The organism is Streptomyces sp. NPDC001393 (assembly GCF_053597455.1).
The window spans coordinates 1-25,100 of sequence record NZ_JBSFIH010000077.1; the positions used below are offsets into that span (position 1 = coordinate 1).

The 25,100-nt window shown below is 74.8% G+C and carries 21 protein-coding genes; 12 read left to right on the plus strand and 9 right to left on the minus strand.

Annotation, left to right across the window (positions count from 1 at the left end; all coding sequences use genetic code 11):
* Positions 1-87: 87 nt before the first annotated feature.
* From ACWC2T_RS41725 to ACWC2T_RS41735, 3 genes are all read right to left on the minus strand, one after another.
* Positions 88-2,586: a P-type ATPase gene (locus ACWC2T_RS41725; RefSeq protein WP_450675508.1), complete on the minus strand. Its 2,499-nt coding sequence runs from the start codon at positions 2,584-2,586 to the stop codon at positions 88-90.
* Between the two features lie 8 nt (positions 2,587-2,594).
* Entirely contained in the window at positions 2,595-3,443 is an 849-nt protein-coding gene (locus ACWC2T_RS41730) for a hypothetical protein (protein ID WP_450675509.1), read from the minus strand.
* A 152-nt stretch (positions 3,444-3,595) separates the two neighbouring features.
* A complete protein-coding gene (locus tag ACWC2T_RS41735) occupies positions 3,596-3,757 on the minus strand; it encodes a hypothetical protein (protein WP_450675510.1) in 162 nt (53 codons plus the stop codon).
* Positions 3,758-3,821: 64 nt separating this feature from the next.
* On the opposite strand from ACWC2T_RS41735, the gene ACWC2T_RS41740 reads away from it, so the two are divergent.
* Positions 3,822-6,089 carry a DEAD/DEAH box helicase gene (locus ACWC2T_RS41740; protein ID WP_450675511.1) on the plus strand — a complete coding sequence of 756 codons (2,268 nt, stop codon included), beginning with the start codon at positions 3,822-3,824 and terminating at the stop codon, positions 6,087-6,089.
* 6 nt (positions 6,090-6,095) lie between these two features.
* Here the strand turns inward: ACWC2T_RS41740 and ACWC2T_RS41745 are convergent, their stop codons facing one another.
* On the minus strand, positions 6,096-6,512 hold the full coding sequence (locus tag ACWC2T_RS41745; protein WP_450675512.1) for a DUF6221 family protein: 417 nt from the start codon (positions 6,510-6,512) through the stop codon (positions 6,096-6,098).
* On the minus strand, positions 6,509-7,267 hold the full coding sequence (locus ACWC2T_RS41750; RefSeq protein WP_450675513.1) for a PaaX family transcriptional regulator C-terminal domain-containing protein: 759 nt from the start codon (positions 7,265-7,267) through the stop codon (positions 6,509-6,511). The genes ACWC2T_RS41745 and ACWC2T_RS41750 overlap by 4 nt, the downstream gene beginning before the upstream one ends.
* Before the next feature lie 71 nt (positions 7,268-7,338).
* On the opposite strand from ACWC2T_RS41750, the gene ACWC2T_RS41755 reads away from it, so the two are divergent.
* Positions 7,339-9,018: a DNA alkylation response protein gene (locus tag ACWC2T_RS41755; protein ID WP_450675514.1), complete on the plus strand. Its 1,680-nt coding sequence runs from the start codon at positions 7,339-7,341 to the stop codon at positions 9,016-9,018.
* A 179-nt stretch (positions 9,019-9,197) separates the two neighbouring features.
* Positions 9,198-11,246, plus strand: a complete 2,049-nt coding sequence (locus tag ACWC2T_RS41760; protein WP_450675515.1) for a HEAT repeat domain-containing protein — start codon at positions 9,198-9,200, stop codon at positions 11,244-11,246.
* Positions 11,247-11,576: 330 nt separating this feature from the next.
* On the opposite strand, the gene ACWC2T_RS41765 is transcribed toward ACWC2T_RS41760, so the two are convergent.
* Positions 11,577-12,167 (minus strand): Rv1733c family protein, encoded by a 591-nt coding sequence (locus ACWC2T_RS41765; RefSeq protein ID WP_450675516.1) that lies wholly within the window; start codon positions 12,165-12,167, stop codon positions 11,577-11,579.
* 288 nt (positions 12,168-12,455) lie between these two features.
* Here ACWC2T_RS41765 and ACWC2T_RS41770 point away from each other — a divergent pair, with 288 nt between their 5' ends.
* The 4 genes from ACWC2T_RS41770 to ACWC2T_RS41785 all read left to right on the plus strand — a co-directional run bounded on the left by ACWC2T_RS41770 (position 12,456) and on the right by ACWC2T_RS41785 (position 16,393).
* Positions 12,456-13,541, plus strand: a complete 1,086-nt coding sequence (locus tag ACWC2T_RS41770; protein ID WP_450675531.1) for a WD40/YVTN/BNR-like repeat-containing protein — start codon at positions 12,456-12,458, stop codon at positions 13,539-13,541.
* Between the two features lie 89 nt (positions 13,542-13,630).
* Positions 13,631-14,308 (plus strand): uracil-DNA glycosylase, encoded by a 678-nt coding sequence (locus tag ACWC2T_RS41775; protein ID WP_450675517.1) that lies wholly within the window; start codon positions 13,631-13,633, stop codon positions 14,306-14,308.
* Complete coding sequence (locus ACWC2T_RS41780) at positions 14,305-15,279, plus strand: N-acetylglucosamine kinase (RefSeq protein ID WP_450675518.1); 975 nt, start codon at positions 14,305-14,307, stop codon at positions 15,277-15,279. The genes ACWC2T_RS41775 and ACWC2T_RS41780 overlap by 4 nt, the downstream gene beginning before the upstream one ends.
* Before the next feature lie 187 nt (positions 15,280-15,466).
* Positions 15,467-16,393 carry a sirohydrochlorin chelatase gene (locus tag ACWC2T_RS41785; protein ID WP_450675519.1) on the plus strand — a complete coding sequence of 309 codons (927 nt, stop codon included), beginning with the start codon at positions 15,467-15,469 and terminating at the stop codon, positions 16,391-16,393.
* 98 nt (positions 16,394-16,491) lie between these two features.
* On the opposite strand, the gene ACWC2T_RS41790 is transcribed toward ACWC2T_RS41785, so the two are convergent.
* Both ACWC2T_RS41790 and ACWC2T_RS41795 read right to left on the minus strand, forming a co-directional pair.
* Positions 16,492-17,529: a lactonase family protein gene (locus ACWC2T_RS41790; RefSeq protein ID WP_450675520.1), complete on the minus strand. Its 1,038-nt coding sequence runs from the start codon at positions 17,527-17,529 to the stop codon at positions 16,492-16,494.
* Positions 17,530-17,860: 331 nt separating this feature from the next.
* Positions 17,861-19,351, minus strand: coding sequence for an FUSC family protein (locus ACWC2T_RS41795; RefSeq protein ID WP_450675521.1), 1,491 nt, complete (start codon positions 19,349-19,351; stop codon positions 17,861-17,863).
* A 242-nt stretch (positions 19,352-19,593) separates the two neighbouring features.
* Between ACWC2T_RS41795 and ACWC2T_RS41800 the strand changes: the two genes are divergently transcribed.
* The 3 genes from ACWC2T_RS41800 to ACWC2T_RS41810 all read left to right on the plus strand — a co-directional run bounded on the left by ACWC2T_RS41800 (position 19,594) and on the right by ACWC2T_RS41810 (position 22,361).
* On the plus strand, positions 19,594-20,070 hold the full coding sequence (locus ACWC2T_RS41800; RefSeq protein ID WP_055707893.1) for an Lrp/AsnC family transcriptional regulator: 477 nt from the start codon (positions 19,594-19,596) through the stop codon (positions 20,068-20,070).
* 20 nt (positions 20,071-20,090) lie between these two features.
* Positions 20,091-20,786 (plus strand): HAD family hydrolase, encoded by a 696-nt coding sequence (locus ACWC2T_RS41805; protein WP_450675522.1) that lies wholly within the window; start codon positions 20,091-20,093, stop codon positions 20,784-20,786.
* Between the two features lie 111 nt (positions 20,787-20,897).
* Positions 20,898-22,361, plus strand: a complete 1,464-nt coding sequence (locus ACWC2T_RS41810; protein WP_450675523.1) for an MFS transporter — start codon at positions 20,898-20,900, stop codon at positions 22,359-22,361.
* Between the two features lie 219 nt (positions 22,362-22,580).
* Here the strand turns inward: ACWC2T_RS41810 and ACWC2T_RS41815 are convergent, their stop codons facing one another.
* On the minus strand, positions 22,581-23,342 hold the full coding sequence (locus ACWC2T_RS41815; RefSeq protein ID WP_450675524.1) for a LysR family substrate-binding domain-containing protein: 762 nt from the start codon (positions 23,340-23,342) through the stop codon (positions 22,581-22,583).
* Between the two features lie 58 nt (positions 23,343-23,400).
* Here ACWC2T_RS41815 and ACWC2T_RS41820 point away from each other — a divergent pair, with 58 nt between their 5' ends.
* Together ACWC2T_RS41820 and ACWC2T_RS41825 are read left to right on the plus strand one after the other, a co-directional pair.
* The gene (locus ACWC2T_RS41820) at positions 23,401-23,811 is read left to right on the plus strand and encodes a DUF5997 family protein (protein WP_450675525.1); all 411 of its coding nucleotides are present in this window, start codon (positions 23,401-23,403) and stop codon (positions 23,809-23,811) included.
* Between the two features lie 334 nt (positions 23,812-24,145).
* A complete protein-coding gene (locus tag ACWC2T_RS41825) occupies positions 24,146-24,952 on the plus strand; it encodes a response regulator transcription factor (protein ID WP_450675526.1) in 807 nt (268 codons plus the stop codon).
* The last annotated feature ends 148 nt before the right edge of the window (positions 24,953-25,100 follow it).

Sequence of the window (25,100 nt, forward strand, 5' to 3'; positions counted from 1 at the left end):
CCCCTCCCCGAGACACCACCCCGCCTCACTTCAGCGAACCGCAGAACAGACGCCGCGTCAGCACCCCTCACAAGATCGCCAACAGAGTCACGGCAGTGCCTTGCGGGTGAGTTCCTGCAGCCGGGCCTGCACACCGCCGGCCGGGGGCGTACGCGCGGCCAGGTGGACAGCGCGGGCGGCCTCCGTGTGGTCACCGATGTCGACCACCACGGCGCGAGCCTGGCCCGCCACCACGGTCGTACCCTCGAAGACCATGCAGCGCCGGTCGGCGACCGCGGCGTGCGGGGTCGGGTCCGTCTGCTTCTCCACCGGCAGCGACTCGCCGGTCAGGGCCGACTCGTCGACCTCCAGACCCTCCTGCCACAGCAGCCGGGCGTCGGCGGGCACCACGTCGTCCGCCTTCATGTGGATCACATCGCCCGGATGCAGCTTGCCCGCCTCCACGGTGCGCGTGCCGCCGGCCGGCGCCTCGGCCTCCGGCGGGACGAGGCGCGCCTGCTGCTTCTGCTCCGCGAGCAGCCCGGACAGCGCGCGTTCGGCACGCATCCGCTGGACGCCGCCGAGCAGGGCGTTCAGGTCGAGGGCCCCGACGACGAGCAGGGCGTCCACGACCGAGCCGAGGAGCGCCGACGCCGCCGAGCCGACCGCGAGGACCGGGGTGAGCGGGTCGTGGAGTTCGCCGCGCACGGCCCGCCCGAGCCGATATGACCAGCGGGCGGGCGCGGCGGCCGGGTGCCCGAGGACACCGGCTGCGGCCTTGCGCGCGCGGGCGGTCAGCGCCTCGAACGCGCCGACCTCGGCGGCCGGTTCGTGCTCCAGACGCTCCCGGGCCTGCTCCGGGTTCAGCTCGTGCCAGTGCACCCGCGGGTGCGGGTGCGGGGGCCGGGCCACCGCCACGCCGAGCGCGGCCCGGGCCCCGGAGAGCAGGGCCGACACGGCGGCGGCGTCGACAGGGGCGTGCCGCAGCCCCGGCAGCGCGGCGAGCCGTCCGTGGCCGCCGCCCGACTCGCCGACGGCCACGAGCAGCCCCGACAGTGCGGCGCCGGAACGGGCCAGGGTCTGGGCGTGGTTGCCGACCGTGCGGGCGGCCGGGATCGCGGTCAGCACCCGCCATACGTCGGGCAGCCCGTGCAGGGCGAGGAGGTCCGCGCCCCAGACCACGGCGCCGTCGTGGTCGGTCAGGGCGAGGGCGATGTCGGCGCAGCGCAGCCCGGCCAGCACGTCGCGCTCCTCGGCCGTGCGCACCCGGGCGACGGCGAGCACCGCGCCGGTGTCGCCGCGCGCCTGGTACACCACGTCGTCCAGCGGCCGGCGGGCGTCGACGACCTGGTCGGCGAGGCCGGTGAAGTCCTCCAGGGCGGGGTCGTCCACCAGCACCACGCGCAGGCGCGCCCGGCGGGCCGCGTCGAGCACCGGTTCGGCCCATGGATCGGCCTCGCCCTCGTCGGTACGCAGTGCGCTGGGGTGGAGGACGACCGTGCCGGCCATCTCCAGCCGGCGCAGCCGGTCCGGGTCGCGGACCAGGACCCCCGTGCGGGCGAGCGCGGCGCTCAGCAGCGCGTGGAAGGCGGCGGGGCCGTAGCGGGCGGCCTTCGGCGAGCCGGCGAGGACCGCCTCCGCCGCCTCGGCGCCGTCGTGCTTGACCAGCAGGGTGGCCGCGGCGCCCAGCACGCTGCCCGCGGAGGCGTGCTCGGCGTACTCCTGGGCCGGGGACTCCCTGAGCGGCGGGCGGGGGGCACCGTCCACCGGGAGACTGACCCGCCCGGGCGCGCACAGCTGGTCGTGCACCGTGTCGAAGGCGGCGGCGCGGGCCACCGTCTCGGCCACCTGGCAGGCCCGCAGGGCGCCGTCGAGGACGAGGGACGTGGGGGTCTGTCCGGCCCCGTGCACCACGGCGTTCGCGGAGGCCAGCAGAAGGTCCATGCGCGTGTCCCCGAGCCGGGCGCGCAGCCAGGCGCGAAAGCGCGGGTTCTCCCGCAGCAGCGTCACCACCGCGGTCGCCAGGCGTGGCGAGGGTGGCAGCCGGAGCGTGTACGCGGCGACCGCGACGCCGATGCCCACCGTGTCGGCGGCGAGCGTGGCCACGGCCGCGCGCACTCCGGCCGGGTCGGCCGGATGCGTGGTCTCGTCGACGTCGGCGGCGGCGAGGAGCAGTCCGTGCCGCTCGGCCAGTTCGGCGGCGTGATCCATGATCTGGTCGGTGGCCTCCTCCTCGGTCGCGGTCACCACCAGACGCGCGAGCCCCTGGTCCCAGTACGCGACGAGCACGTCGGGCCGCTCCGCCAGGGTCTCGGCCACCCGGCGCGCCAGATGCGCCGTGCCGCCCGCGCGCCGCACGTGCTCCCGCTCCACCGGCCGCAGCGCGAGGTGGGCGCGGGCGCCGGCCCGCCAGTGGTCACCGGCGCCGGGCAGGGCGTTGCGCGCGACCCGCGCCACCCTTACGGCGGCGTCCGCGCCGCGCACTCCGGCACGCGCCGTTCCCGCGGCGGCTCCGGCGGCCACCCCGACCACCGGCGCCAGCAGCCGCGGTGCGGCGGGCAGCAGCCGTGCGGCCGCCGAGGGCACCGTCAGCAGTCGGAGCACCATGGCTCTCCTCAAAGCGTGGTGCGGTCGGGCCGCGCGGTGGGTCCGAGGGGCCCGGTGGACGGCTTGCCCACCGCATCCTCGTCACCGCGGGTGGTTCGCGCGCCGCCGGAGGTCTTGGTGCTGCCGGCCGTCCTGGCACTGCCGGTCGTCCTGGCGCCGCCGGTCGCCTTTGTGCCACCCGTCGCCCTGGTGCCGCCGGTCGCCTTGGTGACACCGGTCGCGTGGCGGGTGCGGGATGCCGTGGCGCTGCCGGTCGCCTTGGTGCCGCCGGATGTACGGCCGGATGTGCGGCCGGTCCGCGATGCCGTCGCGCCGCCGGACGTCGCGGTGCCGCCCGCTGCCCGGCTGCCTGCGCGTGTCCCGGTGCCGCCGGGGGGCCTGCTCCCTGCGGAAGCCTCGGCGGCGCCGGCGGCCTCGACCCCGGCCTCCGCGGCGCCGGCGTCCCAGGCTTCGCCGGGGCTCTCAGCTCCCCCGCCGGCCTCCGCCGCGCCGGTGCCGCGGGTGTCCCGAGCCTGGCTGCCATGGCCGGACCTGAGGGCTGCGGTGCCGAGGTCATGGGCGGGTTCGGGGTACTGCCCGGCCCCGCCGTCCGCCGGATGCGGGGGGCGGGGCTGGGTGAGCCAGGCCACGGCCGCGCCGGTGAGGGCCACGGGCCACTCCACCACGCCAGCGGCGCCGAGCACCCCGGCACCCGCGTACACCGCGATGCGCCGCCCGCGGGGCGAGACCGCGCCGACCTTGTCCAGGGTTCCCTCCGCGGCCCTGCTCACCATCCCGGCGCCGGGCACCCTGCGCAGGACCGAGGCCGCGCCGCGCAGCGGCGCCGTGAGGGCCGACGACGACTTCTGCTCAGCCATGACTCTCCTCGGGTGAGATCGTGCGTGCCCACCGAGTGCCCGCCACCGCGCTGGTCATCCCCGTATCTCCCCCGGGGGTGCCCACTTCCCAGGGAACGCCTCGCACCGCGCCCGCGCCACCCGCACCGCGCGAACGCCTCGCCCCGGAGGGCTCAGCGGGCGCGGTGGAACAGCCCAGCGCGCACCGCCCGGTCGAAGTCGACCACCGCGTCGAGGTGGCCGGGGGCGCGGATCCAGGCGTTCACCCGTTGCCGGGAGACCTGGCGCGCGCCCGCCGGGTCGTCGTACAGGGTGTCGCCGCTCACCCGCTCCACCGGGTCTCCTCCGGGTCTCCTCCGGTCTCTTCCGGGTGGAAGGATGGGGCGTCAGGGAGGGCGGATGGGGCGCAGGGAGCGGGAGGCGGTCGCGGGAGCGGCCCGGCTGTACGAGGCCGCGCAGGCACTGGCCGACGATCACGGCAGGGCCGTCGAGGCGGTCCGCGCGGCGCTGAAGCCGATCCAGGACGGGGCGGTGGAGCAGGCGCTCGACGCCATACCCGTGACCCGGCTGCAGGACGCCACGGACGGACGGTTGCGGCTGGGCAGTGTCGACCGGAGCGGACTGCGTACGGTCCGGCAGGTGCTCGAAGCCGGCCCCTACCGGCTGCGCCAGATCCCCGGAGTGGGTCAGCGCACCGCGGACCAGATCGTCGCGGCCGCACGGCAGCTGTCCGACGCCGTGCACGACACCGTCGCCGTGCACATCGACGTCGACCGGCCGGAGCCACGGACCACGGCACTGGTCATGGCCCTGCACGTCCTGGTGGAGGCGGGGCCCGAGGCACGACGCGCGGTCGGCACCGCCGCCGAGCTGACGACGCGGTTCGGTCCCCCGCTGGCCGACGCCCGGCCCGCCGCGGGACGGCTGAGCATGCTGACGGCCTCACGGGCCAGGAGGGCTCGCGCACTGGAGGCCGTCGAGGAGCTGCGCACGCTGGTGGCGGAGGCGGTCGAGGCCGGTACCCCCGAGGCGCTCGCGCAGGCGTCGGTGGACCTGTTGCGGGGGACGTCGAGCGACCTCGCGGCCTGGGTGGACTTCGAACTGCGCTCCGCCGAGTACTACGGCCTGCTCGCCGAGATCTCCGGGCGGGCTCCGGACACGGCCGCCGCCGAGGGATTCCTGCCCGACGGCATCGCCGAGCGGGTGCGGGGCCAGCAGCTCGACGACTCCCGGCTGCGCGTGTCGCTCCGCGGCTACCAGGCGTTCGGCGCCCGGTTCGCCCTGGCGCAGCGCAAGGTGATCCTGGGCGACGAGATGGGGCTCGGCAAGACCGTCCAGGCCATGGCCGCGCTGACGCATCTGGCCGCCGAAGGGCAGAGCCACTTCATGGTGGTGTGCCCGGCGAGCGTCCTGGTGAACTGGACCCGGGAGATCGAGTCCCGCACCTCGCTCGCCGTCACGCCCCTGCACGGGCCGGACCGGCACGACGCGTTCGCCTCCTGGAAGGGGCGGGGCGGCGTCGCCGTGACGACCTTCGACGCCCTGCGGGGCTTTCCGGTACCCGGCGGGGGCGAGATCGGGATGCTGGTGGTGGACGAGGCGCACTGCGTGAAGAACCCCAAGGCCCTGCGCTCCCGGGCCGTGGCCCAGTGGGCCGGACACTGCGACCGGGTCCTGTTCATGACGGGCACGCCGATGGAGAACCGGGTCGCCGAGTTCCGCAACCTGGTCCGGATGCTCGACCAGGCCGTTGCCGAGCGCATCGGCGACGGTGCCGGGCTCCCCGGCTCCGTGGCCTTCCGCAAGGCGGTCGCCCCGGTCTACCTGCGCCGCAACCAGGTGGACGTCCTCGCCGAACTCCCCGCCCTCCAGCACACGGACGAGTGGGAGGAACCGAGCGCCTCGGACGAGGAGGCGTACCGCGAGGCGGTGCGTTCCGGCAACTTCATGGCGATGCGCCGGGCCGCGTACGCCCGCCCGGAGAAGTCCGCCAAGCTGGTCCGGCTCCGCGAGATCGTGCGGGAGGCGGGCGAGAACGGGCTGAAGGTGGTGGTGTTCTCCAACTTCCGGGACGTCCTGGGCATGGTGAAGGACGCGCTCGGCCCCGGGTCGGGGGCCGCCGGTGCCGTGGTCGGCCCGCTCACCGGGAGCGTGCCGCCCGAACGGCGCCAGTTGCTCGTCGACGAGTTCACGGCCGTGTCCGGTCCGGCGGTACTGCTGGCGCAGATCCAGGCGGCAGGCGTGGGGCTCAACCTCCAGGCCGCCTCCGTCGTGATCATCTGCGAACCCCAGGTCAAGCCCACCGTCGAGCAGCAGGCGGTGGCCCGGGCCCACCGCATGGGCCAGGTACGGCCGGTCCGGGTGCACCGCCTGCTGGCTCCGGGCGGCGTGGACGAGCGGATGGTGGAGATGCTGCGCAGGAAGGTCCGCCTGTTCGACGCCTACGCCCGCCGCAGCGCGGTGGCGGAGGCGACCCCCGACGCCGTCGACGTGTCGGACACCGAGATGGCGCGCCGTATCGTCGCGGAGGAACAGAGCCGCCTGGGCCTGGGAACCGGCCGTGCCGACGGCGGATCCGGCCGTGTCCCGGACGATCTCCCCGGCGCCGGGACCGGCGAGACGGCCGGCGAGGCGGCCGGCGGCGCTCCTGGACGCCACGCTCCTTGACGCCACCTAGGTGCAGGGGCGCCAGGAGTCGTCGTACCCGGGATGGCCGGCGTACGGCACGGCGAGCAGGCGCAGCGTGGTGCACGGCGAACGTGGACACGCTGCTTCGCGGCACGTGCGGCACGTGCCGTCGTCCCGCACGCGATGCTCCTCCAACAGGGCCCGCTTCGCCTCGAGTTCGCGCAGCACCCGGGCCGGATCGTGCCGGGCCACGTGGGTGAGCAGCTGCACGGGATCCTCGGCGCCGAACTGCACCATGGGCGTGTGCGTGGTCCTGCCGTCCCAGGATGTGAGCACCTGCTCGATCTCGTCGGCCATGACGCCCCAGACCGCGCCGGGCGCACCGGTGATCGCGTCCCGGGCGATCCGTTCCTCCTCCTGGAACCGGGCGTGCAGGAACCGTTCGAGGGCCACGGCGGTCATGCGGCACGATCCCTGCGCCCCACCGACGCGGCCAGTTCCCGCTGATAGCCGGCGTAGGCCGCGCGCAGGGCCTCGCCGGGCCAGTCGGCGGGCAGGAGCCCGGGCGGCAGGACAGGGTCGGTGAGCAGGTGGCGTACGGCCGCCGCGTAGGCGGTGAGGCGGTCCGCCGGGGTCCGGGCGGCCGCCGCGTGGGCGAGCAGTGTCCGTGCGGTGGCCGCCCAGGCCTGCAACGGCCAGAGCCGGGCGACCAGATCGTGCGCGGGCTCGTCGGGCCGCGCGGTGTACGTCCGGGCGACGGAGCCCAGCAGGTCGGGCAGGGCACGGTCGAGGTTGGCCGGGCGCAGCCATACGCCCTCGCGGAGCTCCGCCAGGCGCAGGGCTGTCAACCGGGCGCGCAGCTCGGCGCGTTCGGCGGGGCCGCGGCCGGTCGCCGTGATGACCACCATCTCCCAGTCACCGTCCCACGCGCGCGTGCCCGGCCGCAGCGCCTCGTCCTGGCGCTGCTGGCGCGCCAGCAGCCGGTCGCTGAGCCGGTAGACGGCGTCGGTGCGGCGCAGGTCCCCCGCGGTCACCATCCGGCTGAGCGCGGCCCGCAGCGTGGAGCCGCCGACACCGAAGGGCTCCACCAGCCGGACCAGGTCCTTCACCGGCAGCTCCGCCGGGTGCGCGCCGAGGAGCAGGCTCAGTACGACCGACCGCGCGGACAGCGGCCGCAGGCCTGCCTCCTCCGGCTCGGACGAGACGTGCATGGGCATGGACACGTACTGTACGTGCACCTTCTTGTTGCAGTATTGCTACGGTCGCAGCCAGAGTGCAACATGCTCCCATGGTCTCGATTCCCGCGCAGTCGCCTGCGCAGCCGCAGTCCCAGTCGCAGTACGCCACGCACGAGGTCACCAACCAGGCCCCGCCCTCGGCCCCGTACGACGCCTCCGACGATCGCGCCCTGCTGGAGGGGCTGCGCCGGGAGGGCGCCGACTGGGCCGAGGAGGGCATCCGGCGCCTGGGGGTGCGCGCCGGCAGCGCCGAGGCGCAGGAGTGGGGTGAGCTGGCGAACCGGCACGAGCCGGTCCTGCGCACCCACGACCGTTACGGCCACCGGGTCGACGAGGTGGAGTTCCATCCCAGCTGGCACCACCTGATGCGCACGGCGGTCGCCGAGGGCCTGGCCGGCGCCCCCTGGGCGGACGAGCGGCCCGGCGCCCATGTCGCCCGTACCGCGGGCGGGCTGGTGTGGGGGCACACGGAGGCCGGGCACGGCTGCCCGACATCGATGACGTACGCCGCTGTGCCCGCACTGCGCGCACAGCCGGATCTGGCCAAGGTGTACGAACCGCTGCTCACCAGCCGGGAGTACGACCCCGAGCTGCGCGTGCCGACCGAGAAGCCGGGGCTGCTCGCGGGGATGGGCATGACCGAGAAGCAGGGCGGGTCGGACGTCCGGACGAACACCACCGCGGCGACGCCCTCCGCGGAGCCCGGCGTGTACACACTGCGCGGCCACAAGTGGTTCACGTCGGCGCCGATGTGCGACGTCTTCCTGGTCCTCGCACAGGCCCCCGGCGGGCTGTCGTGCTTCCTCGTACCGCGTGTGCTGCCGGACGGCAGCCGCAACACCTTCCGCATCCAGCGGCTGAAGGACAAACTGGGCAACCGCTCCAACGCGTCCTCGGAGCCGGAGTTCGACGGTACGGTGGCCTGGCTGGTCGGACCGGAGGGGCGCGGGGTGAAGACCATCATCGAGATGGTCAACTGCACCCGGCTGGACTGTGTGATGTCCTCGGCGGCCCTGATGCGCAAGACGCTGGTCGAGGCGGGGCACCACGCCCGGTACCGCAGCGCGTTCGGCGCCCGGCTGCTCGAGCAGCCGCTGATGCGCAACGTCCTGGCCGACCTGGCGCTGGAGTCGGAGGCGGCGACGACGCTCACCCTGAGGCTGGCCGGCGCGGCCGACCGCGCGGTGCGCGGGGACGCCGGGGAGCGGGCCTTCCGGCGGATCGCCACCGCCGTGGGCAAGTACTGGGTCACCAAGCGCGGCCCGGCGTTCACCGCCGAGGCCCTGGAGTGCCTGGGCGGCAACGGCTACGTCGAGGACTCCGGCATGCCGCGGCACTACCGGGAGGCCCCGCTGCTGTCGATCTGGGAGGGTTCGGGCAACGTCAACGCGCTCGACGTGCTGCGCGCCCTCGGCCGCGAACCGGACACCGCCGAGGCCCTGTTCGCCGAACTCGCCCTCGCGCGCGGGGCGGACGCCCGCCTGGACGCGGCGGTGGCCGCGCTCAAGGACCAGTTGGCCGAAACGGACCAGGTGGGCGCCCGCCGTCTGGTCGAGCGGATGGCGCTCGCCCTCCAGGCCTGCCTGCTGGTGCGGCACGCCCCGCACCCGGTCGCGGACGCCTTCTGCTCGAGCCGGCTGGGCGGCGACTGGGGGCACGCGTTCGGCACGCTGCCCTCCGGGAGCGACCTCGACACGATCCTGGAGCGGGCCCTGCCCGGCCTGAACTGACTCCTCCCCCAGACGTCGGCGCTCCTCCGGGCGGGCAGGCGCGAGCGGTTCGGACCCTGGCCGGTGACAGCCGACGGATCGCACACAGTCAGTGCGCAACTCCGAACCGTTGTCAGTGCCGTGGTGCACACTCGCGATCAGGTGGCACTCGTCTGTGGCACTCGTCTGGGGAGGACAACGTGTTCACGGGGATCGACGAGGTCGACTGGGCCTCGCTGCACCACGCGTACGGCAGCGCGGAGGACGTGCCCGGCTGGTTACGGGCACTGGCGTCCGCGGACACCGCCGAGCGGGCGACCGCGCTCGACGGGATGTACGGCGCCCTGCACCACCAGGGGTGTGTGTACGACTCGACGCTGGCCTGCGTGCCGTTCCTGCTCTCGCTCGTGACCCGCGAGGAGGTGCCGGACCGGGGCGGCATCGTGGAACTGCTGGTCGGCATCGGTGCGGAGAGCGCGGACGGGGACCCACGCGCCCGGGAGGCCGTGTGCGCGGGCGCCGAGGTGTTCGTCGGGCTCACCGGGGACCCCGACCCCGCGGTGCGCCGCGCGTCCGCCTCTGCCCTCGTGCACTTCCTGGCCGCACCGGCCCGGGTCCTGGACCTGTTATGGCAGCGGCTGCGGGCGGAGCGGGACGACCGGGTCCTGCTCGCCCTCCTGGAGGCGCTCGCCCTGTTCGTCCGCCGGCACCCCGCGCACGCCGACGCCGCGGTGGACCTCCTGGCCGAGCAGAGCGCGCCGCCCTACGCCCCGGGGGTACGCCTCGCCGCACTCGGTCAGCTCGCGCTCGTCGCCCCCGCCCGGCTGCCCGCCGACCTGGTGCCGACGGCGGTCCGGCTGCTGAGGGAGCGCTCCGCGCACCGCGCCCGGATCACCGAGCCCTGCGCCGCCGACTCCCTCGTCGGGCGCATACGACGGCTGCGCCCGTCCGACGAGGAGGGCTCCCGGCTGCTGCACACCCTGCACACCGCGCTCGGCGACCGCGTGGACGACCGGATCGCGCTCCTCGGCGGGCAGTTGACCGGCCCCGACCCGGTGGACCGGTGCCATGGCGTGTGGATGGCGGCGGCGCTGGTGCGCGGCTGGCGCGCCGACCACGACCACACGGTCCGGCTGCTCGGCGCCCAACTCGGCGCGGAACAGGACTGGTTGCGGGACGCGGCGGTCACCGTGCTGGCGGAGCTGTTCGCACTGGCCACGCCCGCAGCGGACGACCTGCACGCCCTGGTGTGTGCCCGGCCCGACCTGTGGACGCACCGCGTGGAACGCGGCTCCGCAACGCTGGGCGGTCCCCTCAAGGCCCTTGCCAGGAGCGGCGATCCGCGCGCCGTCCCGGCCCTGGCCCACCTGCTGGCCGGCCCGGCCGCACCGGGGGACCTGGGGTTCGAGGTGGCCCATCTGGGCGCCGCCGCGGCCCCACTCGCCCCGGCGGTGCGGCACCGGCTCGGCCGGATTCCGCCGGCCTCTCCTGCCACCGCCCGGCTCGCCGCCCCGCTGCTGGCGGCGGTCGGCGCCATCGGGGACGAGGACGCCGTCCCGGAGGTCCTGCGGCTGCTGCCGGGCACTCCCAGCGGCCCGGAAGCGCGGGACGACGCGATCGTGAGCCAGGTCATCGCCACGCTGGAGGTGCTGGGCGCCACCGCGCGGGCGGTACCGGCCCTCCGTGCGCTGCTGCACACCCGGCACGCCGCCACGGCGGCCGGTGCGCTCTGGTCGGCGCAGCAGGAGGCCTCCGCCGTACTCCCTTTCCTGCTGCGGGAGTTGACCCGGGGCGACGCGGAGAGCCGACGCCTGGCCGCCGTTCAGCTCGGCCGGCTGGGTCCGGCCGCGCGCGCCGCTCTGCCCGCGCTGCGCCGCATGGCCGGGTCCCGGCTCGCGCGGGATCAGGTGCCGGCCGCGTGCTCGCTGTGGCGGATCTCTGCGGATCCGGAGCCGGTCCTGCCGGTGCTCCGGGAGGCCTGGGCCCGGGACCCGCACACCCGTCGTGCGATCGCCCGCTGCCTGACCGCGATGGGCCCGGCCGCCGCGCCACTACGGCACCTGGCGGCAGCGGAACTGTCCTCCCCACGGCGCCACTTGACCCGAGCGGGCGGAGGCGGCGGGTGGGGCATACCGGAGGACGAGGCGCTGCTGGAGGCGTGCCGGGAGGTGTTGGCGAGGTGCCGGCGGACTCGGAGCGGGCACTCTCCGGATCGGACGAGTTCGGGGCCGGAGGCGTCCGGCTCGTAGCCAGCGACGCGGCGGCCCGGAGTCGGCCGCGAGGAGAGGCACGAGGATAGGCACGAGGCAGGGGCCCTGCGCCCGGGCGGACAGCCGCACCTCGCGCCGGAACCGGGACCCGGACCTCCGGGTCCTTGGCACTCATGGCGCCGGCACCGAGGGACGGGGCCGCCCTGGTGGGCGGGCCGGACATGTCCCAGGGAGCCGGCGGTGTGAGGCCGCCTCAGCCCGGGCGACGTCATCCGATCGTGGCAATGGGCCTGAGGGACAAGGGATCTGACGCCTCACCGGCGGTGCCGGTCCCGGCCGAACGGGGGGTCCGGGGGCCGCCGGCCGTGGTCAGACCATCCGTCCCCACTGCGGTCCGAGCCGTGCCCACTCCGTGTCCCAGGCCTGCATGCGGCGGCGTTCCAGACGGCCGCGCAGGGCGAGGCCGCCGACGAAGGGCACCGCCGCCGCGCTCAGGCCGACCAGGCAGCCGATCAGGGTGCCCCGGAAGACGGTCTCGGAGACGGAGGCGGGGCGGCTGACGAGCCGGCCCTGCGGGTCGGTCCAGACCCTGACCGGCGTGCCGGCCCTGCTTCCGGGGTCCACCCGGACCTGGCCGGTGTGGGCCGGGCCGTCCGCCACGGTCCAGCTCACCTTGGCCCAGACGCGTTCACCGGCTGCGGCGTGGCGGTGCCCGGGGGAGGTGCCCGGGGCCCGCTCCACCACGTGGGCCACGACGGGACGCCAGTCCGCCCGCTCCCTCGCCAGTCCGTGTTCCACCGACCCGGCCGCCACCAGGCCGGCCGAGATCCCCGCCAGGACGGTCAGCAGCCAGGCGCCGAGCACGACCCAGGCCTCCACCACGTCGGCCCTGCGTTTGAGCGGGTTGCGCCGCCAGCGCCACAGCCACACCTTCGGACCACGGAACGCCTTCAAAGGCATCCTCCTCACGAGCGCACCGACCGGCCGGACCGTCCTCCCATACGCAGGAGATCGCTCCGCTGCTCACGACGAGCCGTCTCCCCGACGGTCGCACGAGACACGCCTCTCGCGCAGGCGCATGCCCGCAACGGGCCCGGCCGATCTTCGTCACAGGCCGACGACACCGCCGTGACCTGCGGGAACGTGCACGCCGGGGGAGACTGTCAGTGGCGGGGTGCAGACTGGCCGATAACCGACGACTACGTGTCTCACGACTACCTGGACGAAGGCGTCCCGGAGGTGATCGGCATGACCGAGGTACTGCTGGCAGTAGGCACCCGCAAAGGCCTGTTCATCGGGCGGCGCAGGGGCGGCGGCGCCTGGGAGTTCGACGACAGTCCGTATTTCAACGCGCAGGCGGTCTACTCGGTCGCGATCGACACCCGTCAGGACCGGCCGCGGCTGCTCGCGGGCGGCGACAGCGCGCACTGGGGCCCGTCGGTCTTCCACTCCGACGACCTCGGCCGCACCTGGACCGAACCGCCGCAGCCTGCCGTCAAGTTCCCCAAGGACACCGGCGCTTCCCTGGAGCGCGTCTGGCAGCTGCACCCGTCCGCCGCCGAGCCCGGCGTGGTCTACGCGGGCACGGAACCGGCCGCGCTGTACCGCTCGGAGGACCGCGGCGAGAGCTTCGAACTGGTCCGGCCGCTGTGGGAGCACCCGACGCGCTCGCAGTGGGTACCGGGCGGCGGCGGTGAGGGCCTGCACACCGTGATCACCGACACCCGCGACCCGAAGGCGGTCACCGTAGCCGTCTCGACAGCCGGGGTGTTCCGCTCCACCGACGGCGGGGCGAGCTGGGCGCCGTCCAACTCCGGGGTGTCCGCGGTGTTTCTACCGGACCCGAACCCGGAGTTCGGCCAGTGCGTGCACAAGATCGCCAAGGACGCTAACCCGGACCGGCTGTATCTGCAGAACCACTGGGGGGTGTACCGAAGCGACGACGCGGGCGCGCACTGGACCGACATCGGCGCGGATCTGCCGTCCACGTTCGGCTTCGCGGTGGCCGCCCATCCGCACCGGGCCGACACGGCGTACGTCTTCCCGATCAACGCCGACGCCGACCGGGTGCCCGCCGAGCACCGCTGCCGGGTCTTCCGCACCGCGGACGCGGGCCGGTCCTGGGAGCCGCTGGCCAAGGGCCTGCCGGAGGAGGACCACTACGGCACGGTGCTGCGGGACGCCCTGTGCACCGACGACGCCGACCCGGCGGGCGTGTACTTCGGCAACCGCAACGGCGAGGTGTTCGCCTCGTCCGACGACGGCGACAGCTGGCAGCAGCTGGCGGCGCATCTGCCGGACGTGCTCTGCGTGCGGGCGGCGGTGATCGGCTGACCGGGAGGGGCGAGCTGCCGCAGGGCGTCGCCGCCGGGCTTCGGCCATCGGTTGATCACCGGGCGGTGTGCGGCAGTAGGGTGACGCCCGTGGCACCACGACCCTTGCATGAAATCGTCGAACCGGGCTGGGCGAAGGCCCTGGAACCCGTCGCGGAACGGATCGCCGGGATGGGCGACTTCCTGCGCGCGGAGATCGCCGCGGGACGCACCTACCTCCCGGCCGGACCCAACGTCCTGCGGGCCTTCCAGCAGCCGTTCGACGACGTGCGGGTCCTGATCGTCGGTCAGGACCCGTATCCGACCCCGGGGCACGCGGTGGGCCTGTCGTTCTCGGTCGCGCCCGAGGTACGCCCGCTGCCGCCCAGCCTGATCAACATCTTCCGCGAGCTGAACACCGACCTGGGGCTGCCGCAGCCCTCCAACGGCGACCTCACGCCCTGGACCCAGCAGGGCGTTCTGCTGCTCAACAGGGCGCTGACCACGGCTCCGCGCAGCCCGGGCGCCCACCGCGGCAAGGGCTGGGAGGAGGTCACCGAGCAGGCGATCCGGGCCCTTGCCGCGCGCGGCAAGCCGCTGGTGTCCGTCCTGTGGGGCCGGGACGCCCGCAATCTGCGTCCGCTGCTGGGCAGTCTGCCGGCGGTGGAGTCCGCGCACCCCTCGCCGATGTCGGCCGACCGCGGCTTCTTCGGCTCGCGCCCGTTCAGCCGGGCCAACGACCTGCTGATCCAGCAGGGCGGACAGCCGGTGGACTGGCGACTGCCGTGACCGTCGCCGGTTATCTGGCGGTGGACTCCGGCGGCTCCGGTCTCCGGGTCGCCGTCGGCGTGCCGGGCCGGGCACCCGCCGCACAGCGGGAGTCACGGGAACCGGTCCGCACCGGTGAGCGGGGCATCGACCCCGCCCATCTGATGGCCCAGCTCGTCCCGCTGGCCCGCGCATCCGCAGCGGAGGCCGGAGTGGACGAGCTGGACACGGCCGTCGTCGGCGCCGCCGGATTCGCCACCCTGGGCGATGCCCTGCGCGCCGAACTGCCGGGCGCCCTGGCCCGGGAGCTGGGTGTGCGGCACGTGGCGCTCGCCGCCGACGCCGTCACCGCCTATGTCGGCGCCCTCGGGCCGAGTCCGGGCGCGGTGCTCGCCGCGGGTACCGGGCTGATCGCGGTCGGCACCGACCTCACGGCCTGGCGCCGGGCCGACGGCTGGGGCCATCTGCTCGGCGACTGCGGCAGCGGCGCCTGGATCGGGCGGGCCGGCCTGGAGGCCGCGCTGCGCGCCCACGACGGCCGGGACGGCGGCTCCGTACCGCTGCTGACCTGCGTGGAGGAGCAGTTCGGCCCGGTGCGCGGACTGCCGGGGCTGCTCTACCCGCGCTCCGACCGGCCCGCCGTACTGGCCTCCTTCGCCCCCCGGGTGGCCGCGTGCGCCGGCCACGACCCGGTCGCCGCGGGCATCCTGCGCGCCGCGGCCCGGCACATGGCCGAGTCCGTGGCGGCCGTGTGCCCCGCGGACGGACATCCTCGAGTGGCGCTCACCGGCGGTGTGTTCCGGCTGGGCGAGCACCTGCTCACGCCCCTGCGGGAGGAGTTGGCGAACAGGATGCCGCAGGCCCGGCAGGTGCCGGCCGAGGGCGACCCCCTGCACGGCTCGGTACGGATCGCGAGCGACCTGGCGGCCGGCCGGCTCACTCTGCCGGGTGATCCGGTCATGCTCTGCGTGGCCCCCGCGCAAGGCGGTTGAGACACCCACAAAGACGACCTGTTCCCCCTTATAGCCCCCTTATGACCGCTTTATCAGCCCATGTGCCCGGCACGTGCCCGGAACATGTGCCGTCGCCGCGCAACTCATCAGACAAAACCGGACGGATACCGCTCACCTGCACCCTCCCCGAACGGAGTAACCCGGGAAGCCAGTAACATGCGGCGCCATGAGCACCCCCACTGGGCCCGCGTCCGGCCTGCCCGTACGAATGCCGCGACCCCGCCAGCCCGGACGGCACCGCCGGCCGGAACCGCTGGTGGCTCCCGAGGACGCGCCCGCGCTCGCCCTCGCGGTGCCCGGTGCGCCCAGCGCCGCCACGCGCGCCCTCGCCGAGGAGGTCGTGAGCATCGCCCGCTCCGAGCTGCCCGGCCTGGACGCCCGGATCGGATTCCTGGACGGGGACGACGCCGAGTTCCCCACGCTGCGGTCCGTGCTCGTGCGCGCGGCCGAGGAGCGCGCGGCCCGTTACGAGCAGGCCGTCGCCGCCGGGGTCGAGGGGGTCAAGGAGCCCGACGGCCCGGTCGCCGTCGTCGTCCCGCTGCTGGCCGGTCCGGACAGCGCCCTGCTGCGGCAGATCCGCCAGTCCGTGATGGACAGCCGGGTCGCCGCCGACCTGACCGATGTGCTCGGCCCGCACCCGCTGCTCGCCGAGGCGCTGCACGTGCGGCTGTCCGAGGCGGGGCTGGCCCGTGCCGACCGCGCGCGTCTGTTCACCGTGGCCACCGCCGCGGACGGCATCATCCTGGCCTCCGTGGGCGGCGAGGAGGCCGTGCAGGCGGCGGGGATCACCGGCATGCTGCTCGCCGCGCGCCTCGCCGTGCCGGTGATGGCGGCGGCCCTGGACCAGGAGGGCTCGATCTCCTCCGTGGCCGAGCAGCTGCGTTCCTCGGGCTCGCAGCAGCTGGCCCTGGCGCCGTATCTGATCGGCCCGGAGATCGACCCGGCGCTGCTGGCGGCGGCCGCCGAGGAGGCGGGCTGTGCCACAGCCGAGGCGCTCGGCGCGTACCCGGCGATCGGCAAGCTCGCCCTCGCCAAGTACACGACGACGCTGGGCATCGCCCCGCAGCAGCCGCAGGGCATGCCGGTCCGCTGATCCGCGCCGGCCCCCACGGCACCCGTACGGCACGGGCCCGCTCCCCCACCCGGGAGCGGGCCCGTCGTCTTGCCGGAGGCTCTGCCTCGGCCGTGGGCTCAGCCGAAGACGACGCAGGAGGCCGCGGGGACCGGCACGTAGCCCTCGTAGCGGGGCAGCCCCGTCGCCTCGTCCACGGCGAACCAGGTCACGTCGCCGGAGCGCTCGTTGGCGGCGTAGAGGAAGCCGCTGTGCTCGGCCAGCGCGCGCGGCCACTGCCCGCCGCAGGGCACCGTGCCGATCAGCCGGAGCGCCTCGCCCTCGACGGCGAGGATCGACAGGATGTCCTCGCCGCGGGTCGCGGTCCACACGAAACGGCCGTCCGGCGAGACCACGATGCCGGACGGATAGGCGTCGCCGGCCGGGGCGCCGGGCAGCACGGGGACCTCGGCCAGCGGCTTGAGGGAGCCTGCCTCGGCGTCCCAGCGGCACACGGTCACCGTGGGGGTGAGTTCGTTGACGACGTAGGCGTGCGCGCCGTCCGGGTGGAAGGCCAGATGGCGGGGGCCGGAGCCGGGACGCAGCGCGAACTCGCGGTGCAGGGCTGGTACGCCGTCCTCGAGGGTGCAGATCCGCACCGAGTCCGTGCCGAGGTCCACGCTGACGGCCCACCTGCCGCTCGGGTCGGGCTGCACCTGGTGGGCGTGCGGACCGCGCTGGCGTCGGTCGTGCGGGCCGGAGCCGGTGTGCTGGAGCCGCCCGGAGGGCTTGGCGGCGAGAGAGCCGTCCGGACGCACGGGTACGGCGGTGACGCTGCCGCAGCCGTAGTTGGCGGTCAGCACATGCCCGGCGTACAGGCCCAGGTGGGTCGGTCCGCTGCCGTCGACCCGCACGGGCGGTCCGGCGAGTTCCGGCCGGTCGCCTTCGACGCGGTAGGCGGCGACGCTGCCCTCGGCCGTCTCGCTGACCGCGTAGAGCGTCTCCCCGTCCGGCGAGAGGACCAGGTAGGACGGGTCGGGTACGTCGCGCACCGCGGTGCCGAGGAGGAGGGCGCCGCTCTCCGGCGCGACCTCGGCGGTCACGAGGCCGGGGCCGCCCGCGGCCGTGAACGAGCCGATGAAGGCCCGGCGCCTGCCGGGTCTGCCGTCCTGTGCCACCGCTGTCCCCTCTCGGTCGAGCCCGTCCGGGGCCGACGGTAGCAGCCGATCAAGGCCGGTCTAGACCAAGGGGCGGGGGTTGTCGGCGGTTCGTTCCCTCACGGGAGCCGTGTCATGGCTCCTGCGGGCCATGATCGCAGTGGGGCGGCATGCTTGCCGCGCGAACCGGTGTCGGCACCTCCGGCCCCCGGCCGTGCGGTGCGGGCCCGTCCCCACGAGCCACATCCTGGATCGACCCCTGACAGGCGCACCGCGACACCCCGGACTCCGGCCGCACCCCGACCGTGCCCCGGGTTCAGCCCCCCATCGGCGGCACGCCAGCGATGGCCGGTCAGGCTCCCACCAGTCGCGAGCCCGTCGAGGCGCGCAGGGGTTCGGCCAGGTCGGTGAGGGCGCGTTCCAGGCCGTGCAGGTGGGCCAGGGCGGGCTCGGCGGGCGGCTCGGCGGGGCTGTGGACCGGCTCGGGGCGGCCCGCGGTGAGCGCCTCGACGGCCGCCTCCACGCGCCAGCAGGCCGCGGCCAGGCGGGCGTCGTGCGAGGCCTCGGGATCGGCGGCCACCGCCACCAGGCCACGCACCTCGCGGGCGCAGTCGTCGAGGAGCGCGAGGACGCGGCGGGCGCGCCGCTTGCGGGCCGGCATCGGGTTCAGCGGGTGCACCAGCGGGGCCACGGCCAGCCGGACCCGGCCGAGCAGCTGCTCCAGTTCGGCGACGCGGGGCGCCGGGTCCGCCGTACCGGAACCCGCGAGCCGGGCCGCGGCCTCGGCCGTACAGGCGTGGACGCACCGCAGGGCCCGCTGGATCCAGGCGTCCGTGATGGCATGGGTGGTGACCGGCAGGACGAACAGCACGGCGAGCCCGGCGCCGAGCGCCCCCACACCGGTCTCGGCGAGACGCAGTGCGAGCAGGCCGGGGCTCAGGACGCCGAGAAGGCCGTAGAGCAGTTCGGCCAGCAGGGTCACGCAGAGCATCATCCAGGTGTAGGAGACGGCGGCCGTGTAGAAGATGCCGAAGACGGCGACGGCGATCAGGACCGCCGTCGGAACCGGCGCGCCGCCCACGGGGACGGCGACCAGGAAGCCCAGGCAGATGCCGATCACCGTGCCGAGGACCCGGCGGAAGCCGCGTACCAGGGTCTCCCCGCGCGAGGCGGTGTTGACGAAGATCCACCAGGTGGCGCCGACGGCCCAGTACCAGCGCTGCCCGGACACCAGCTGGCCGACGACCAGCGCGAAGCCCGCGCCGGCGGTCGCCTGGACGGCCTGCCGGGTGGTCACCCGGGCCAGGCCGCGCCCGGCGGGCGGGGACGGTACGACGGCCGGGGGCAGCCGGCGTTCGTAGCACCACAGGCAGAAGCGCACCAGCGCCGCAGCGAGCACGGACAGCAGCACGGCGGCGTACAGCTCCGGCAGCTGCGCCGGGGTGGCGTGCAGGAACTGGGCCACGAAGAAGGTCATGAAGGCGAACACCCCGAGGCTGTGCCCGCGCGGGCCCCAGCGGCGCGCGTACACCCCGGCGCCGACGACGGCCAGGAAGACGAGGTCGCGCGCGACGGGCACGGCGTGCAGCTCGGCCGCGGCGGCGAGCACCGGCACCCCCACGGCGGGCAGCAGCGCGGTGGTGACGGCCTGCCCGCGCACGGTCGGGTCGGCGACGGTGAACAGCGCGAGGAGGGCCGCGAGCCCGCCGGTGACCGCGCCGATGACGGACTGACCGGCGAGGAAGCAGACGACGACCGCGAGGCCGATGCCGAGGACGGCCCGCGCGGCGAAGCGCAAGCGCGCCCGCCCCGGGTCCGGAGCCACGAACATCCTCTTCAGCACTGCTGCCCTCCCCAAGGAAACCGGAATGGAACACCGGCACAGAAAAGGCGCCGCGGAGGTCCGCAGCGCCATCGACGAGTCCATGAGAGCATCAACCACGTCACTGGCTCAAGTGTGACCCGAATCGCTGCGCCATTGGCACAGTGGCCGACGTGTGATCACGCCGGGCGACGGGCCATCGGACCAGGTCGGACGGCACATGGGCAGGTACGACTGCTGAGCCATTGGTACAGTCGTCCATCATGGCCGTGGACGAACTCGACACCCGCATCCTGCGACTGCTCCTGGAACAGCCGCGCACCAGCGTGCGCGAGTACGCCCGCATCCTCGGCGTCGCCCGCGGCACGCTCCAGGCCCGGCTGGACCGGCTGGAGCGGGACGGCGTGATCACCGGCACCGGCCCCTCCCTCTCCCCCGCCGCCCTGGGCCATCCGGTGCTGGCGTTCGTGCACATCGAGGTCACCCAGGGCCACCTGGACGACGTGGGGGACGCGCTGGCCGCCGTACCGGAGATCGTGGAGGCGTTCTCGATCACAGGTGGTGGCGATCTGCTCGCCCGGGTGGTGGGCCGGGACAACGCCCATCTGGAGGACGTGATCCAGAAGCTGATCAGCCTGCCGGGCGTGGTGCGTACGCGTACCGAGGTGGCGCTGCGCGAGCGCGTCCCGCACCGGCTGCTGCCCCTGGTGGAGTCGATCGGCCGGGCGGCGCGCGCCTGACGCTTGGCATGCTGGAGCGCATGAGCGATCTCGGCGCCCTCTCGGTCATCTTCGATCTCGACGGAACGCTGGTGGACAGCGAGCCGAACTGGTTCGAGGCGAGCCGGCTGACCCTGGCCGCGCATGGCGTCCCGGACTACACGTGGGCGGACAACGAGGCCTACGTCGGCATCGGCAACCAGGACGCGACGCGGCTGTGGAAGGAGCGCTACGGCCTGAGCGCGCCGGCCGAGGACCTGCTCGCCGAGCTGAACCGGCGCTACCTGGAGATCGCCCGCACGCGTACCCCGGTGTACCCGGAGATGCGCAAGTTCGTGGAGCTCCTGGCCGCCGACGGGGTACCGATGGCGGTCGCGTCGGGGTCCTCCCCGGAGGCGATCGAGGCAATCCTCGCGGGTACGGGCCTGGGCTCCTGTCTGCGCACGGTGGTGTCCGCCGAGGAGGTGCCGCGCGGCAAGCCCGCCCCCGACGTACTGCTGGAGGCGGCCCGGCGGCTCGGCGCGGACCCGGGTGACTGCGTGGTCCTGGAGGACGCGGCACCGGGCGCGGCCGCCGCCCACGCGGCCGGCATGCGCTGCATCGCCGTCCCGTACGTGGCCGCCCAAGCCGACATGCCCGAGTTCGCCACGGCCACCCTGCTGCTGCGGGGCGGGCAGACGGAGTTCACGGCGCAGTCCGCGTACGCGTGGCTCCGGGCCACTGCGCAGACCCGCTGAGCAGCGCCCGCAAGGCAGGTGGGGAGCGAGGGGGATGCGTCGGCCCGTCGGCGTTACTGCCGTGGACGTTCCCGCCGTGCGCGGGAGGCGCTGGCTGCCTAGCGTGATCCCATGACTACAGAACGGGGTGGACCGGCCCCGCACGATCGACGGTGGAAAGCGCTCGCCGTCTGCCTGACCGCGGCCTTCATGACCTTGTTGGACACCTCGATCGTGAACGTGGCGCTGCCCTCGCTGGAGCGCGGGCTGGACGCCAGCACGGCCGAGCTGTCCTGGGTGATGTCCGGCTACGCCCTCACCCTCGGTCTGGCCCTGGTCCCGGCGGGGCGGCTCGGTGACCTGCGCGGACGGCGCCAGACCTTCCTGACCGGGCTCGCACTGTTCACGCTCGCCTCGGCGGCCTGCGGGCTGTCCACCGGCGCCGCCTGGCTGGTGCTGTTCCGGCTGGTCCAGGGAGCGTCGGCGGGCCTGATCGCGCCGCAGACCTCGGCGCTGATCCAGCAGATGTTCCAGGGCGCGGAACGGGCGCGCGCCTTCGGCATGATGGGCAGCACCATCGGCATCTCCACGGCGGTCGGCCCGCTCGCGGGCGGTCTGCTGATCCAGGCGGCCGGCGGTCCCGACGGCTGGCGCTGGGTGTTCTACGTCAACCTGCCCATCGGGGTGGCCGCCTTCTGCGCGGCGCTGCGGCTGCTGCCCCGCTCCCCCGGCTCGCCGGGCAGACGCGAGTGCTTCGACGTGCCGGGCGTCCTGCTCCTCGGCTCCGGTGTGCTCGCCCTGATGCTGCCCCTGGTGCAGGAACAGCAGTGGCACGGCCGGCTGAAATGGGCCCTGCTCCCGGTGGGCGCCGGGCTGCTGGCGGCGTTCTGGGCATGGGAGCGGCGCCAGGGGCGGCGGAACCGGGCCCCCCTGGTCGACCTACGGCTGTTCTCGCTGCGCTCCTTCTCGCTGGGCGCGCTGCTGAGCCTCGTGTACTTCGGCGGCTTCACGACGCTGTTCTTCGTCTACACGCTGTTCCTGCAGAACGGCATGGGCTACGGCGCGCTGGCGGCGGGCCTGTCGTCCATGCCGTTCGCGGCGGGCTCGGCGGCAGGTGCCGCTGCGGGCGGCCGCCTGGTGGTGCGCTACGGCCGCAAGCTGGTCATCGCCGGGCTGTGCACGGTGGCAGCGGCGATGCTCGGGGTCGTCGCGGCCGTGCACTGGGTACCGGGGCGGGGCGTGGCCTGGGCGGCCGCGTTCCCGCTGCTCGTCGCCGGCATCGGCTCCGGCCTGACCATCTCCCCCAACACCACGCTCACCCTGTCCCTCGTGCCCGTACGGCGGGGCGGGGCCGCGGGCGGGGTGCTCCAGACCGCGCAGCGCATCGGCTCGGCGGCCGGCGTCGCCGTGGTGGGCTCGGTGTACTTCGCCCATCTGGCCGGCCACGGCACCCCTGCGACCGCACTCCAGTACGGCTTGCTCACCTCGGCCGGCATCATCCTCCTGGCCCTCTGCCTGGCCTGCGCCGACCTGCGGGAACGCCGGATTCACGCCCAGCCGGAGCAGCGGCGGGAGGCGGCACGGGAGAGGGTGTAAGGGGGGTAGGGCCGGTTGCGGATGCCTGCACGGCGCGCCGGGCCAACCGAGGCCTGCCTCGCCGCACCGGGCCGCCAGAGCCCTGCGGGGCGTGGACCGCGCCGATCTGAAGGGCCGGCGACACGGCAGCAGCAGTAGGCGCCGCTGGATCCGGTGCCCGGCGGATCCGGACTCGGCCCGGGCCTGCTGCCGGCCCCGCCGGAGCCGCCGCGCCGGTCCTCACGACCTCCGGCGCGGCTTGCCCCGCTTGGGTGTCTGCTTGCCACCCGCCGTGCGGGCGCGCGGGTTGCGGCCCGTCGGCTTCGGCGCCGGCTTCTGCCGAGTGCCGCTCGCTTCGGAGCGCTTGCGCTGCTGCTCGGCCTCGGGCTTGGTCCGGCCGCGCGTGCTGTTGACGGTGCGGCCCCGGACGATGCCGATGAAGTCCTCCACCAGGTCGGTGGTGGCCTCCTCCGGCCAGGACAGGGCGACGCTCGACCGAGGTGCGTCGGTGACCGGGCGGTAGGTGAGGTCCTTGCGGTGGTGGAGGCGGGCCAGGGACTGCGGGACGACCAGGAGGCCGACGTTCGCAGCCACCAGCTCGATCGCGTCCTCTGTCGTCGCGGGGCGCTCGAAGGCGGGTTCGCCGGGCGGGCTGTCCCAGCCAAAGACGTCGTCCAGGGGGTGGAAGAGCACCTCGTCGGCCAGGTCGGCCAGAGTGACCTCTTCCGCGGCCGTGATCAGGTGGCCCTTGGGGACGACGACCACCGTGGTCTCGGTGTAAAGCGGGATCGCGCTGAAGTACGTGCGGTCCACGGGGAGCCGTACGAAGCCCGCGTCTGCCTGGCCCGCGCGCAGCACCTCGGGCGCCTCCGCGGCCGGGACCTGGACGAGGGTGAGCGGGATGTCCGGCAGGCGCTCGTTCCAGATCCTCACCCATTTGGCGGGCGTCACTCCGGGTACGTACGCGAGCCGGAACGACGGTGGTTCCTCCGAGCCTGTCACCAGGCCAGGTTACCGGCCGTGGTCGGGGGCGCGGCACGTGGCCGATACCCTTGGCCTCATGAGTTCGCAGCAGAGCACCCAGACGATGAAGCCCGCGACCGCGGCGAAGAAGCTGGGTGTGTACCTCCCCGCCACCCCCGCCTCGTTCCAGGAGGGCGTCGTCACGCGCGCCGAGCTGAACGAGCTGCAGGCGAACCCGCCGGAGTGGCTGAGCGAGCTGCGGCGCAACGGTCCCCACCCGCGTCCGGTGGTCGCCGCGAAGCTCGGCGTGTCCATCGCGGGGCTCGCGCGCGGCGGGGTGACCGAGCCGCTGACCACCGAGCAGATCGAGGCGCTCAAGCAGGAGCGGCCCGAGTGGCTGGAGAAGGAGCGCGCCACCCAGGCCGAGGTCCGCAAGGAGGGCGCGCGGATCAAGCAGGTGAAGAAGGAGAAGCAGGAGAAGCAGGAGCGCGCCGCCCGGCGCGACTGATCCTCCTGCGCTGTTCCCGTTTTCCCGAACGGCTTTTCCCGAACGGCTTCCCGAACCGTCTTTCCACAGCGCCCTCCGGTCCCCGGAGGGCGCTGTCAGTGGCCTGCCCTAGCCTGGTCCGGATAACGCGAGGGCCCGGTCGGCTGCGGGGGCGAAGGGACACGACACCGGACGGGCCGCCGTTCCCCCGTGTCGGCGGCCCGCCGGACGTACGTCCGCACAGGCTGCCGGTGCCGCGGGTTGCAGTGTGCGACAGCCAGGGTCCGCCGGGGAATGCGTACAAGTACGTACGCGGACGGGGAGGTGGGGCCGCGGGGCAATCGGAGAGGGACGGGTGGGACTCGACAGGGCGTACGAGCGCATGACGGCGGTCGCCGTGGCGGCGCTGCACGAACGGGAGCCGGCACGCCTGTGGCCGATGCTCGCCGCTGCCCTGGCGGACCTGTGCGGCGGCGAGGCGGTCATCCACAAACCGGACGACTGGAGCGAGCGCGCGGGCACGATCGGTGCGGCACCCGATGCCGCCGCGGCCGAGCTGCAGCGGCTCGGGGAGGCCGACCTCGCCCTGCTCCGCGCGGGCTCTCCCTTCGCCCGCCACTACGCGAACCGGACCGACCGGATGCCCGTCACCGCCCATCGGGCGGCGGGGCGGCGCTGGCCGCACAGTCCCACCGCGCGTCTGCTCGGCGCGGCGCTCGACGTGGACCACGTGCTGGGCGTGCCGCTGCCCGACAGCACCACCCCGGTCACCGGGTGCCTGGTCTACCGCGCCGGCAGGGACTTCACCGACGACCATCTCGCCATGGCGGAGCGCGCACAGCCACTGCTGGCGGCCGTGGAGCGGCAGCGGCGGCTGCTGGAGGAGTGGCGGCACGGGCTCGGCTCCGGCGGCGCGACGGGTGAGCGGGCGGTGGACGAGCGGGCGGTGGACTGCGCGCTGACGCCGCGCGAGACGACCGTCCTGCTGCTGCTCACCGACGCGCTCACCGCCGACGCCATCGGCCGTCGCCTCGGCATCTCCGTCCGCACGGTGCACAAGCACGTCGAGAACATCTACCGCAAGCTGGGCACCCGTGACCGTCTGGGCACCGTGCTGCGGGCCCAGCGACTCGGCCTCGTGCCGTCCCCTGGACCACCCTGAGCCTGGGCTCGGCCTTCGTGATTGGTTACGGTGGACCGGTCCGCGGGAGCGCCGAGCCTTCCTGAAAGGTTGTCAGCCAATTTGTCATGTGATAGGGCGACCGCACCGGGAGCCGGGAGCCGGGAGCCGGGAGCCGGGAGCCGGGAGC